Origin of the sequence: Streptomyces sp. NPDC050704 (assembly GCF_040654355.1) — a bacterium.
GTDB lineage: Bacteria > Actinomycetota > Actinomycetes > Streptomycetales > Streptomycetaceae > Streptomyces.
Genome location: NZ_JBFAHW010000187.1, coordinates 1 through 13440, shown reverse-complemented (window position 1 = coordinate 13440; position 13440 = coordinate 1). Strand labels below are relative to the sequence as shown.

The 13440-nt window shown below is 69.4% G+C and carries 7 protein-coding genes; 3 read left to right on the top strand and 4 right to left on the bottom strand.

The genetic code is table 11. The features are described from left to right. Positions 1-191 precede the first annotated feature (191 nt). Both hemW and AB0I18_RS49235 read right to left on the bottom strand, forming a co-directional pair. Positions 192-1424, bottom strand: coding sequence for a radical SAM family heme chaperone HemW (gene hemW, locus AB0I18_RS49240; RefSeq protein ID WP_363112388.1), 1233 nt, complete (start codon positions 1422-1424; stop codon positions 192-194). Positions 1425-1480: 56 nt separating this feature from the next. Beyond that, on the bottom strand, positions 1481-3568 hold the full coding sequence (locus AB0I18_RS49235) for a SpoIIE family protein phosphatase (RefSeq protein ID WP_363112387.1): 2088 nt from the start codon (positions 3566-3568) through the stop codon (positions 1481-1483). Between the two features lie 104 nt (positions 3569-3672). Here AB0I18_RS49235 and AB0I18_RS49230 point away from each other — a divergent pair, with 104 nt between their 5' ends. Together AB0I18_RS49230 and AB0I18_RS49225 are read left to right on the top strand one after the other, a co-directional pair. Beyond that, positions 3673-7818: a HAMP domain-containing protein gene (locus tag AB0I18_RS49230; protein WP_363112386.1), complete on the top strand. Its 4146-nt coding sequence runs from the start codon at positions 3673-3675 to the stop codon at positions 7816-7818. Between the two features lie 18 nt (positions 7819-7836). Continuing rightward, on the top strand, positions 7837-8421 hold the full coding sequence (locus AB0I18_RS49225; protein WP_363112385.1) for a response regulator: 585 nt from the start codon (positions 7837-7839) through the stop codon (positions 8419-8421). Positions 8422-8526: 105 nt separating this feature from the next. On the opposite strand, the gene AB0I18_RS49220 is transcribed toward AB0I18_RS49225, so the two are convergent. Together AB0I18_RS49220 and lepA are read right to left on the bottom strand one after the other, a co-directional pair. Then, entirely contained in the window at positions 8527-10413 is a 1887-nt protein-coding gene (locus AB0I18_RS49220; protein WP_363112384.1) for an AMP-dependent synthetase/ligase, read from the bottom strand. A gap of 340 nt (positions 10414-10753) precedes the next feature. Then, entirely contained in the window at positions 10754-12622 is a 1869-nt protein-coding gene (gene lepA, locus AB0I18_RS49215) for a translation elongation factor 4 (RefSeq protein WP_363112383.1), read from the bottom strand. Between the two features lie 222 nt (positions 12623-12844). Here lepA and rpsT point away from each other — a divergent pair, with 222 nt between their 5' ends. Continuing rightward, on the top strand, positions 12845-13111 hold the full coding sequence (rpsT, locus tag AB0I18_RS49210; RefSeq protein ID WP_363112382.1) for a 30S ribosomal protein S20: 267 nt from the start codon (positions 12845-12847) through the stop codon (positions 13109-13111). Positions 13112-13440: the final 329 nt, after the last annotated feature.

Here is a 13440-nt window from a genome sequence, read left to right as displayed (position 1 = left end):
GGCGGTCTGGGTGCGTGGGTGGCTGAGGTGCACGGGCGGCCTGGAGGGCAGGGCGCAGCCCGCCCTCCAGGGGCGCGGGGAACTGCGCGACCAGCCCCCACCCACCCGCACCCGACCCAGCACACCCCACGGGGTCTGGGGCGGAGCCCCAGGGGATGGGACGGGTAGGGGCGGCGGGGGCGAAGGAAACCTCAGTCCACCAGGTCCCGCACGACCCCGTCCGCAAGCAACCGCCCCCGCAGGGTGAGCACAGCCCGACCATCCTCGTACGGCCCAGCCTGAAGAAGCCCATCGGACAGAGCACGCCGAGCCGCCGCCAGGCCATCCACCCGCAGCAAAGACAACGGCACACCCTCCAGAAGCCGCAGCTCCAGCAGAATGCGCTCCACCCGCCGGTCCTCCTCCGACAGCAGCTCCCGCCCGGCACCGGGCGACCGCCCCTCCGCCAGCCGCCCGGCATAGGCCCCCGGATGCTTGACGTTCCACCACCGCACACCCCCCACATGACTGTGCGCCCCGGGCCCCGCCCCCCACCAGTCGGCCCCACGCCAGTACAGCTCGTTGTGGAGGCACCGGCCGGCTTCGGACGTGGCCCAGTTGGAGACCTCGTACCAGGAGAAGCCCGCCGCGGAGAGACGGTCCTCCGCGATCAGATACCGGTCCGCGTGAACGTCGTCGTCGGTCATGGGCACCTCCCCACGCCGGATACGCCGCGCGAGCTGCGTACCCTCCTCGACGATCAGCGCGTACGCCGACACATGGTCGGGCCCGGCACCGATCGCGGCGTCGAGGGACGCCCGCCAGTCCTCGTCCGACTCCCCCGGCGTGCCGTAGATGAGGTCGAGGTTGACATGGTCGAAACCGGCCGCGCGGGCCTCCGCGACGCAGGCCTCGGGGCGGCCAGGGGTGTGCGTACGGTCCAGCACCTTCAGTACGTGCTGTCGCGCGCTCTGCATACCGAAGGAGACCCGGTTGAAGCCGCCGGCCCGGAGAGTGGCCAGATACGCCGGGTCCACCGATTCCGGGTTCGCCTCGGTCGTGATCTCCGCGTCGTCCGCGAGCCCGAACTCGTCCCGGATCGCCCCCAGCATCCGTACGAGATCGTCGGCGGGGAGAAGGGTGGGCGTACCGCCGCCTACGAAGACCGTACGCACGGGCCGCGGGTCGTCGCCCAGCACCTTGCGGGCCAGCCGGACCTCGTCGATCAGGGTCGCGGCGTAGTTGTCGCGGGAGGCGAGCACGCCCCCCGAGCCCCGCAGCTCCGTCGCCGTGTACGTGTTGAAGTCGCAGTAGCCGCAGCGCGTCGCGCAGTACGGGACGTGGAGGTAGAACCCGAGCGGACGGTCGGCCGCGCCGGCCAGGGCGTGCGCGGGCAGTGTCCCGTCGTCGGGGACGGGCTCGCCGTCGGGGAGTGCGGAAGGCATGTCCTCCATTGTCCAGCACCCCCGGCACTGCCTGCTCCGCGTACTCCACTGCCCCGCTACTCCGCCTGCAGCACCAGCAGCGCGAGGTCGTCCTCCGGCGGCTTCCCGCCGAACTCGTGGACCAGCCGTCGGATCCGCTCGGCGATCAGTTCGGCGCTCAAACCCGCGCACCCCGAGAGTGCGGCGGAGAGACCGTCGTCGTCGTCGAACTGCCGGTGCCCGCTGCGGCGCTCGGTCACGCCGTCCGTGACGCAGAGGAGGCTGTCGCCGGGACCCAGCTCGAAGGTTCCGCAGGTGTATTCCGCGTCCTCGAAGACCCCGAGGAGCGTCTGCGGGTGGGCCATCTCGCTCACCTTCCCGCAGGGTTCCAGGAGCAGCGGGAGCGGATGCCCGGCGGAGGCGACGGTGCAGTGCACTCCGCCGGCGACGGGCACCAGCTCGCCGTAGAGGAGGGAGAGGAAGCGGTTCTGTGGTCCCTCGTCGGCGAGCACCTGGCCGCCGGCCGCCACCAGGGCCCGGGCCGCCGCGTCCGCGGTCTCGGTCGCGTCGTCGAGGAGCAGCTGGTTGAGGCGGTCGAGGACGTCGGGCACCTCGTATCCCTCGCGGGCGAGCAGCCGCAGCCAGGGCCGGGCGAGGCCGATGACGACGGCCGCCTCGGGTCCTTTGCCCTGGACGTCGCCGAGGGCGAAGCACCAGCGTCCGTCCCCGGCGGGGAAGAGATCGTAGAAGTCTCCGCTCGGTCCGCCCTTGTCGCACGGCTCGTACACGAGCGCGCTGCGCACACCGGGGATCTCGGCGACCGCTCCGGGCAGCAGTCCGCGCTGCAGTACGCGGCTGATGGTGGCCTGGCGCGCGTACTGCCGGGCCGCTCCGATGGCGAGCGCGACCCGGCGGCTGAAGTCCTCCACGAGCCCGGTGATCTCGTCGGGGAAGCGCGGCACCCCGGCCCGCCCGATGACGAGCGTGCCGAGCGGCCGCCCGCCCGCGATCAGCCGGTACGCCAGTGCCGCCCCGGTGGCGCCGTGCGCGTCCAGCGCCTCGGCGGGCCAGGGCACCCGGACCGGGCCGGAGCGTGCCGATTCGGGCAGCTCGGGCGGGTCCTTCTCCAGGAGCCGGCGCAGTTCCTCGATGCGGTTCTCGCTGCCGTGCCAGACGCGGGCGAGCCGCGGTCCGCCGGCGAGGCCCCCTTCGGAGCGGCCCTGGACCTCGTCCTCCAGCCACACCGCGCACCAGTCGGCGAGCCGCGGCACGAGCAGCTGTCCGGTGAGGGCGGCGACCAGGTCCTCGTCGAGCTGCCCGGCGAGCAGGTCGGAGGCCTCGGCGAGGAAGGAGAGGGCGCCACGGTTGAGCCAGTCCTGGTCCTGCACGCTGCGCTTGGGCGCGGGGGCAGGGATCTCGGCGGCCCGCGGCCCGCACAGCAGGGCCCGCTCCCCGGCGTACGCCCCGCCCTCCTCGGCGTACGCCTCACCCTCCTCGACGGCCGCGACTCCCCGGACGGTCAGCCGCGCCCACACCGTCTTGGTGCCGGTGCGGTAGGTGATGCCCCAGGCCTCGGAGAGCGTGGAGACGAGCCGCAGCCCGCGGCCGTACTCGACGGTGTCGTACGGCCGCCCGGCACCGTCGTCACGGACCGCCCGCGCGGGGTGGCGGTCGGAGACCTCTATGACGAGAGCGCCTGCCGCGCCTGCCGCGTCGGCCGGGGCTGCCGACGGATTCGACAGGCCCGTCGGGTCCGACGGGTCCGACGGGGCGGTCCCGGAGGCCCGTCGGGCGGCTCCCGGGTCCTGCCGAGCGGCTCCCGGGTCCTGCCGGGCGGTCGGCGGGACGTCCTCCACGGCGCTCATGTCGCTCGTGTCGCTGTCGAGCCGGCACAGCAGGTCGACGTCCGTACCGGCGTGCACCACCGCGTTGGTGACGAGTTCGCTGACGACGACCAGGGCGTCACCGACGAGGAGTTCGGAGACGAACTCGGCTCCGGGCAGGGCGAGTTCGGCCCACTCGGCAAGCGTGGCGCGGACGAACAGACGGGCGGCGCGGGGCGCGAGAGGGTTGCCCGGCAAGGACGTGCGCGCCACTGTGGGCGGGCGCTCGGACGTCCCAGGAGCACGGGACAGGAACTCCCGTTGCGTCGGTATGACCCCCACTGTGCGGCTCCCTGAGCAGTTCGGACGAATACGCCTCAGGCGATGCGGACAGAGTGACAGACTGACCACGGCCATAAGCGCCGAGTCACCGAAGTGGGCCCGCCATGAGTGAGAACCGTGCTACGCATGTGCTCGAAGACGGACAGATTCGGGCATCAGATCTGCGCCCGCTGCTAGCCGCCATGACCGCCGCCCGGGACGGCGAGTTCAGGGAGGTCCCGGAGACGGGCGACGGGATCACGGCCGAGCTGGTGGCGATCTTCAATCAACTGGTCGACCGGAACACCCACTTCACCACGGAAGTCCGGCGTGTCCGGCGCGAGTTGATGCGGCACGGACGCCTCGACGAGCGGCTCACCCCGAGTCCGGGCCAGGGCGCCTGGACATCCAGGGTCAACGACGTGAACCAGTTGCTCGACGCCCTGGTGGCCCCGGCGGCGAACGCGACGCGCGTGCTCGACGCGGTGGCCGGCGGCGACCTGACCCAGCGGGTCGATCTGCACGACGGAAACCGCCAGTTGCGCGGTGACATGCGGCGCCTCGGCCGAGCCGTGAACAAGATGGTGGACCAACTCTCCCTGTTCACCGGCGAGGTCACCCGGGTGGCCCGCGAGGTCGGCACCGAGGGCCGGCTGGGCGGTCGCGCCAAGGTGACGGGCCTGTCGGGCAGTTGGCGGGACGTGACCGAGGCGGTGAACACGATGGCGTCCCGGCTGACCGCGCAGGTCCGGGACATCGCCCTGGTGACCACGGCGGTGGCCCGCGGTGACCTGACCCGCACGGTGACGGTCGAGGCGACCGGCGAGCTGCTCGAACTGAAGCTGACCGTGAACACGATGGTCGACCAGCTCTCCGCCTTCGCCGACGAGGTGACCCGGGTGGCCCGCGAGGTCGGCACGGAGGGCCAGTTGGGCGGCCGGGCGCAGGTGCGGGGCGTGTCGGGGGTCTGGAAGGACCTCACCGACAACGTCAACTTCATGGCGTCCAACCTGACCAGTCAGGTGCGCAATATCGCTCAGGTCACCACGGCGGTCGCCAACGGTGACCTGAGCCAGAAGATCACGGTCGACGCCCAGGGCGAGATCCTGGAGCTGAAGTCGACCATCAACACGATGGTCGACCAGCTCTCCGCCTTCGCCGACGAGGTCACCCGCGTCGCCCGCGAGGTCGGCACCGAGGGAAACCTCGGCGGGCGGGCCCAGGTGCGTGGCGTGTCCGGGGTCTGGAAGGACCTCACCGACAACGTCAACTTCATGGCGGACAACCTGACTTCGCAGGTCCGCAACATCGCTCTCGTCTCCACGGCCGTCGCCCAGGGTGACCTCGGCAAGAAGATCACGGTCGAGGCGAAGGGCGAGATCCTGGAGCTGAAGTCGACCATCAACACGATGGTCGACCAGCTCTCCGCCTTCGCCGACGAGGTCACCCGCGTCGCCCGCGAGGTCGGCACCGAGGGAAACCTCGGCGGTCAGGCACAGGTGCGCGGGGTGTCGGGGGTCTGGAAGGACCTGACGGACAACGTCAACTTCATGGCCCTGAACCTGACTTCGCAGGTCCGCAACATCGCCCAGGTGACGACGGCGGTCGCGAACGGCGATCTGTCCAAGAAGATCACGGTCGACGCCCGCGGCGAAATCCTGGAGCTGAAGGACACCGTCAACACGATGGTGGACCAGCTGCGCGCCTTCGCCGACGAGGTGACCCGGGTGGCCCGCGAGGTCGGCACGGACGGCCGACTGGGCGGCCGGGCCCAGGTGTTGGGCGTCTCCGGGGTCTGGAAGGACCTCACCGACAACGTCAACTACATGGCGGACAACCTGACTTCGCAGGTCCGCAACATCGCGCAGGTCGCCACCGCCGTGGCCCAGGGCGACCTCTCCAAGAAGATCGACGTGGACGCGCGCGGCGAGATCCTGGAGCTGAAGACCACCATCAACACGATGGTCGACACGCTGTCGTCCTTCTCCTCGGAGGTCACCCGCGTGGCCCGCGAGGTCGGCTCCGAGGGCCAACTCGGCGGCCAGGCACGGGTGGAGGGCGTGTACGGCACCTGGAAGCGCCTGACGACGAACGTCAACGAACTCGCGTCCAACCTCACCACCCAGGTCCGCGCGATCGCCGAGGTGGCGTCCGCGGTGGCCCAGGGCGACATGTCCCGCGCCATCACGGTGGAGACCAAGGGCGAGGTCGCCGAGCTGAAGGACAACATCAACCTGATGGTGGCCAACCTCCGCGAGACGACCCGCGCGAAGGACTGGCTGGAGTCGAACCTCGCCCGGCTGGCCGCGCTGATGCAGGGCCACCGCGACCTGATGGAGGTCGCCGACCTGATCCTGCGCGAGCTGACCCCGCTGGTGAACGCGCAGTACGGCGCCTTCTTCCTGGCCGACCCGGAGGAGGACGGGGCCTCCCTGCACACGGCCGTCCCCGCCAAGGGTCTCGCCTTCATCGCCGGGTACGGGTCGGCGCAGGGCGCCACCGTCGACACGGGCGGCATGCCGGTGCACGGGCTCGTACGGCAGGCCGCACGCGAGAAGAAGCGGATCCTGGTGGAGGAGGCCCCGCCGGACTACATCAAGATCAACAGCGGTCTGGGCGAGGCGGCTCCCGCCAGCGTCGTCATCATCCCGATCCTCTTCGAGGACAAGCTGCTCGGCGTGATCGAGCTCGCCTCGTTCTCCCGCTTCTCCGACGTCCACCTGGCGTTCTTCGACCAGTTCGTGAACACCATCGGCGTCGCGATCAACACCATCATCGCCAACTCCCGTACGGAGTCCCTGCTCGGCGAGTCCCAGCGGCTGGCCATCCAGCTCCAGGACCGCTCCGACGAACTCCAGTCACAGCAGGCCGAGTTGCAGCGCTCGAACGCCGAACTGGAGGAGAAGGCCGCACTGTTGGCCACGTCGTCGCAGTACAAGTCGGAGTTCCTGGCGAACATGTCGCACGAGCTGCGCACCCCGCTGAACTCGCTGCTGATCCTGGCCCGGCTGCTCTCCGACAACCCGGACGGCCATCTCTCCGACCAGGAGGTGCAGTTCGCGACGACGATCCACCGCTCGGGCTCTGACCTCCTCCAGCTCATCAACGACATCCTCGACCTGTCGAAGATCGAGGCCGGCCGGATGGACGTACGTCCGAAGAAGCTGCCGCTGATCAAGCTGCTCGACTATGTGCACGCCACGTTCCGGCCGCTGACGCTCGACCGGGGGCTCGCCTTCGAGGTGTCGGTCGGCGAGGACGTACCGCGCGAGATGTACTCGGACGAGCAGCGGCTCCAGCAGATCCTGCGCAACCTGCTCTCCAACGCGATCAAGTTCACCGCGACGGGCCGGGTCGAGCTGCGGGTCAACCGCGTCAAGGACCCCGACCACGTCTACACCCGCGAGAACAGCGACGACGTGATCGCCTTCGCGGTCTCCGACACCGGCATCGGCATCGCCCCGGAGAAACTCCCGGTGATCTTCGAGGCGTTCCAGCAGGCCGACGGCACGACGAACCGCAAATACGGCGGTACGGGCCTCGGACTGTCCATCAGCCGGGAGATCTCGGGCCTGCTGGGCGGCCGCATCATCGCCGAGAGCATGCCCGGCCGGGGCTCCACCTTCACGCTCTACGTCCCGGTCATCAGCCCCGGGCACTCGGCGACCGGGGCGGGCGGACGCCCACTGCCCGTGCCCGACCTGCCGTCGTCCGAGCCCTACACCGTGCACGACACGGACGACAGCTGGCCCACGCCCACCAAACTGGAGGCCTGGAAGTCCGGCCGGGCGGGCCAGGTGCTGCCCGGGCGGCGGGTGTTGATCGTGGACGACGACATCCGCAACGTCTTCGCGCTCACCCACGTACTGGGCCGGGTCGGCATGCCCGTCCTGTACGCGGAGAACGGGCGCGAAGGCATCGAGACCCTGGAGCGCAACCCCGACGTCGAACTCGTCCTGATGGACATCATGATGCCGGAGATGGACGGCTACGAGACCATCTCCGCCATCCGCCGCACCCCGCGCTGGACCGGCCTTCCCATCGTCGCCCTCACCGCCAAGGCGATGCCGGGAGACCGTGAGAAGTCCATCGCGCGGGGCGCCAACGACTACGTACCCAAGCCGGTGGACGTCGACCAGCTGCTGACCGTCGTCTGCGCCCTCCTTGACCCCGAGAGCACGGACGCCGTCGGGCAGGAGGACCCCGCCGGGACCGCTGTCGCGGGACCCGGCACCGCGGAGGAACCCGCCGTTCCGCCGGCGACCGAATGAGACAGGCAACCGATCACCATGACTACTGAGGAATCGACCGAAGAGCGCGCCAGCATCCTCCTCGTGGACGACATGGAGGACAACCTGGTGGCCCTGGAGGCCGTACTGGGGTCCCTCAACGAGCCGCTCGTACGCGCCCGTTCGGGCGAGGAGGCGATGAAGGCCCTGCTGAGGCAACGATTCGCCGTCGTCCTGCTCGACATCCGGATGCCGGGCATGGACGGGTTCGAGACCGCCGCGAACATCAAACGGCTCGACCAGACCAAGGACGTCCCGATCATCTTCCTGACCGGCACGGACTCCGACGCGGGCTACGCCTTTCGCGGGTACGCGACCGGCGCCGCCGACTATCTGACCAAACCCTTCGACCCGTGGGTGCTGCGCGCCAAGGTGACCGTCTTCCTCGATCTGCACCGCAAGAACCAGCAGCTGGAGCGGATGCTCGCCCGCGAGCAGGAGCAGTTCGACGACCTGGCGGACCGTCTGCACGCGATCGAGACCCACATGGCGGCCAGCGACCTCCAGGACGTACTCGAACTGCGCCGCCACGTACACCACATGGAGGACCTGCTACGCGAGATGCGCCGGGGCCGGGGCCTGTGACTCCCCCCGGGCGTGACGCGCCCCATAGGGGCGCGGGGAACTGCGCGCCCAGCCACGAACAACCCGCAGCCGACAACAACCCGCAGCTCCCCGGCCCAACCAGCCCTACGCCTCGCGAGAGCCTGCGTACATCTCGTCGATCAGGTGCTTGTACTCCCGCTCGACGACCGGCCGCTTCAGCTTGAGGCTGGGGGTCAGTTCGCCGTGCTCGATGTCGAGGTCGCGCGGGAGGAGCCTGAACTTCTTGATGGTCTGCCAGCGCTGGAGGCCCTCGTTGAGCGTCTTGACGTAACCGTCGATGAGCTCGACCGTGGCGGGCGCCGCGACGACCTCGGCGTACGACTTGCCCGCCAGGCCGTTGTCCGCGGCCCAGCCGAGGATGGACGGCTCGTCGAGGGCGATGAGCGCGGTGCAGAAGTTCCGGTCGGCGCCGTGCACCAGGATGTTGGACACGTACGGGCAGACCGCCTTGAACTGGCCCTCGACCTCGGCGGGCGCGATGTACTTGCCGCCCGAGGTCTTGATGAGGTCCTTCTTGCGGTCGGTGATCCGGAGGTAGCCGTCGGGGGACAGCTCGCCGATGTCGCCGGTGTGGAACCAGCCGTCCGACTCCAGGACCTCGGCGGTCTTCTCCGGCAGCCCGTGGTAGCCCTCCATGATGCCGGGGCCGCGCAGCAGGATCTCGCCGTCGTCCGCGATCCGCACCTCGGTGCCGGGCAGCGGCTTGCCGACCGTGCCCGTGCGGTACGCCTCGCCCGGGTTGACGAAGGAGGCGGCAGACGACTCCGTGAGGCCGTACCCCTCCAGGATGTGGATGCCGGCCCCCGCGAAGAAGTAGCCGATGTCGGGCGCGAGTGCGGCGCTGCCGGAGACACAGGCCCGCAGGTTGCCGCCGAAGGCCTCGCGAATCTTGGCGAACACGAGCGCGTCCGCGACCTTGTGCTTGGCGGAGAGCCCGAAGGGCGCCGAAGCGGTGCCGGTGCGGCGGAAGTTGTCCTGGCTGGCCTTCGCGTACTCGCGGGAGACCTCGGCCGCCCACTTGAAGATCTTGTACTTGGCGCCGCCGGCGGCCCGTGCCTTGGCCGCGACCCCGTTGTAGACCTTCTCGAAGATGCGGGGCACGGCCGCCATGTACGTCGGCCGCACGACCGGCAGGTTCTCGATGATCTTGTCCACGCGGCCGTCGACGGCGGTGACGTGCCCGATCTCGATCTGACCGGACGTGAGCACCTTGCCGAAGACGTGCGCGAGCGGCAGCCAGAGGTACTGCACGTCGTCCGCGTTGATCAGGCCCGTCGCGACGGTGGCCTTCGCCATGTACGACCAGTTGTCGTGCGGGAGCCGTACGCCCTTGGGACGGCCGGTGGTGCCGGAGGTGTAGATCAGGGTGGCGAGCTGGGTGGGGGTGATCGCGCCGACCTTCTCCTTGATCAGGTCGGGGTTCTTCTCCAGATAGGCGGCGCCGCGGGTCTCCAGCTCGGCGAGGGTGAGGACCCACTCGCCGTCCTCCTCGGAGGGCTCCACGCCAGTGGAGTCGATCACCACGACGTGGGTCAGCTCGGGGAGCTCGGCCCGCTTCTCGCGCGCCTTGGCGAGCTGCGCGGCGTCCTCCGCGATCAGGACCTTGCTCTCGGAGTCGGAGAGGATGAACGCCGACTCCTCGGCGTTCGTCTGCGGGTACACGGTCGTCGTCGCCGCGCCCGCGCACATGATGCCGAGGTCGGCGAGGATCCACTCGACCCGGGTGGAGGAGGCGAGCGCGATGCGCTGCTCCGGCTGCACGCCCAGTTCGATCAGGCCTGCCGCGATCGAGTAGACGCGCTCGGCGGCCTGCGCCCAGCTAAGCGACTTCCAGTCGTCCGGGCCCTCACCCGACGCGGCGGGCACCGGGTAGCGGTATGCCTCCGCGTCCGGCGTGGCCGCCACGCGCTCCAGGAAGACGGCCGCCACGGACGGCGGACGGTTCTCGATCAGGGTCTGTGTGTCGCTCACGACATCCTCCGGGGCCCGCGACAGTGCGTGTGGCTGGCTCGATAGTGCGTGTGGCTGGCTCATTGCGGTTGGTTCGGTGCGGTGTTGCGGTTGGGCGTGGTGCGGTGTTGCGGTTGGCTCGTGCGGCGTTGCGATGGGCTCGCTGTGGTTCTTGTTTAACTCGCGAGTAACCACCGAGTGGAGATCAGAGTAGAGCCCGACCGCCCGGTGCGTAAGGGGCGGCGGCCTGTCACTTCGTACAGAGCGTAGGCGGAATGAGGCGGTCCGTGGACGCGACGGGCCCGCCGCGCGAAAGCGCGACGGGCCCGGGATTTCGGGGCTGACCGTTGGTTGCCGACAGCTACTTCTTGCCCTTGCCCGATCCGGCGTTCTCGTCGCTGGACAGCACGGCGATGAAAGCCTCCTGCGGAACCTCCACGGAACCCACCATCTTCATCCGCTTCTTGCCCTCCTTCTGCTTCTCCAGCAGCTTCCGCTTACGGGAGATGTCGCCGCCGTAGCACTTGGCGAGGACGTCCTTGCGGATGGCGCGGATGGTCTCGCGGGCGATCACCCGGGAGCCGATGGCCGCCTGGATGGGGATCTCGAAGGCCTGGCGCGGGATCAGCTCGCGCAGCTTGGCCACGAGCCGCACGCCGTACGCGTACGCGGCATCCTTGTGGGTGACGGCGGAGAAGGCGTCGACGCGGTCGCCGTGCAGCAGGATGTCGACCTTCACCAGCTGGGCGTCCTGCTCGCCGGTGGGCTCGTAGTCCAGGGAGGCGTACCCGCGGGTCTTGGACTTCAGGTTGTCGAAGAAGTCGAAGACGATCTCTGCGAGGGGCAGCGTGTAGCGGATCTCGACGCGGTCCTCGGAGAGGTAGTCCATGCCGAGGAGGGTGCCGCGGCGGGTCTGGCAGAGCTCCATGATCGAGCCGATGAACTCGCTGGGCGCGAGGATCGTGGCCCGGACGACCGGCTCGAAGACCTTGTCGATCTTGCCCTCGGGGAACTCGCTCGGGTTGGTTACCGTGTGCTCCTTCCCGTCCTCCATGATCACGCGGTAGACCACGTTCGGCGCGGTGGCGATGAGTTCGAGGTTGAACTCGCGCTCCAGGCGCTCACGGATGACGTCGAGGTGCAGCAGGCCGAGGAAGCCGACGCGGAAGCCGAAGCCGAGGGCCGCGGAGGTCTCCGGCTCGTAGACCAGGGCGGCGTCGTTGAGCTGGAGCTTGTCCAGCGCCTCGCGCAGGTCCGGGTAGTCCGAGCCGTCCAGCGGGTAGAGGCCGGAGAAGACCATCGGCTTCGGGTCCTTGTACCCGCCGAGGGCCTCGGTGGCGCCCTTGTCCTTGCTGGTGATGGTGTCGCCGACCTTGGACTGACGGACGTCCTTCACGCCGGTGATGATGTAGCCCACCTCGCCGACGCCGATGCCGTCGGCCGAGGTCATCTCGGGGGACGAGACGCCGATCTCGAGGAGCTCGTGGGTGGCGCCGGTCGACATCATCTTGATGCGCTCGCGCTTGTTGAGCTGGCCGTCGATGACACGGACGTACGTGACCACGCCCCGGTAGGAGTCGTAGACCGAGTCGAAGATCATCGCGCGGGCGGGGGCGTCCTTGACGCCGACCGGGGCAGGGACGTCGCGGACGACCCGGTCGAGGAGCGCGTCCACACCGATGCCGGTCTTCGCCGAGACCTTCAGCACGTCCTCGGGCTGGCAGCCGATGAGGTTGGCGAGCTCCTCGGAGAACTTCTCCGGCTGGGCGGCCGGCAGGTCGATCTTGTTCAGTACGGGGATGATCTTGAGGTCGTTCTCCATCGCCAGGTAGAGGTTGGCGAGGGTCTGGGCCTCGATGCCCTGGGCCGCGTCGACGAGGAGGACCGTGCCCTCGCAGGCCGCGAGCGAGCGGGACACCTCGTACGTGAAGTCCACGTGCCCCGGGGTGTCGATCATGTTGAGGATGTGGGTGTTGCCCTTGTCCTCGGTCGGGGCCCAGGGCAGCCGGACCGCCTGGGACTTGATCGTGATGCCGCGCTCGCGCTCGATGTCCATGCGGTCGAGGTACTGAGCGCGCATCTGCCGCTGATCGACCACACCGGTCAGCTGGAGCATGCGGTCGGCGAGCGTGGACTTGCCGTGGTCGATGTGCGCGATGATGCAGAAATTGCGGATCTGAGCCGGGGCGGTACGGCTCGGCTCGGGCACATTGTTAGGGGTCGCGGGCACGCAGGGTCCTGTCTCTTGAGGCGCCTGTCGCCTCGGGTCGGATCGATACGTAGGTTCCATGGTCCCACGGGCGGGGGCGTGCGACCGGTTTGGGCCGTCCGGAGGGCGACTGCTAACCTGGGCAGCTGTGTCTCATGCCCTCTCTGCACGAGACACACCCTGAAGAAACCAAACGGTGTGCGAGGCGTGTCCTCGCGTGCCTGAACCTGAAAAGGCTCATTCGTGGCGAACATCAAGTCCCAGATCAAGCGGATCAAGACCAACGAGAAGGCTCGGCTGCGCAACAAGGCCGTCAAGTCTTCGCTGAAGACCGCGATCCGCAAGGCCCGTGAGGCTGCTGCCGCGGGTGACGCCGAGAAGGCCACGGCCGCTGCGCGCGAGGCTTCGCGCCAGCTCGACAAGGCTGTCTCGAAGGGCGTCATCCACAAGAACCAGGCCGCCAACAAGAAGTCGGCGCTTGCTTCGAAGGTCTCCTCCCTCCAGGGCTGATCCTCTGCCGGGTGGCTCGGCTTCGCCGGGTGCCCACTTGATTTGAACGCCGGAAGGACCCGAGCGGGCCCTCTCTCATCCGCTCCCGACCGGCAAACCCGACTCGTACGCGACTGCGTTCGCCACGCGGGTACGAGTCCTCAGCTTGAACCGGGCCCCGGTTGCTCGTCCTTTCTGGACGTGGCGGCCGGGGTCTTTGGTGTGTGCGCCGCGCCTATGGGCCGGTGGGTGGTGGGGGCGGGGCCGTGCCGGTACGTCTGCCCGTCGCCTTCCGGGCATACGGCTGTCAGTTGGGAGGTCGGGCTCTTTTGCGGGAGCCCTACGCGACG

Coding starts and splice junctions, on each gene's coding strand:
- hemW (WP_363112388.1), bottom strand. CDS start 1,424: ATGCCTTCCGCACTCCCCGACGGCGAGCCCGTCCCCGACGACGGGACA.
- AB0I18_RS49230 (WP_363112386.1), top strand. CDS start 3,673: ATGAGTGAGAACCGTGCTACGCATGTGCTCGAAGACGGACAGATTCGG.
- AB0I18_RS49225 (WP_363112385.1), top strand. CDS start 7,837: ATGACTACTGAGGAATCGACCGAAGAGCGCGCCAGCATCCTCCTCGTG.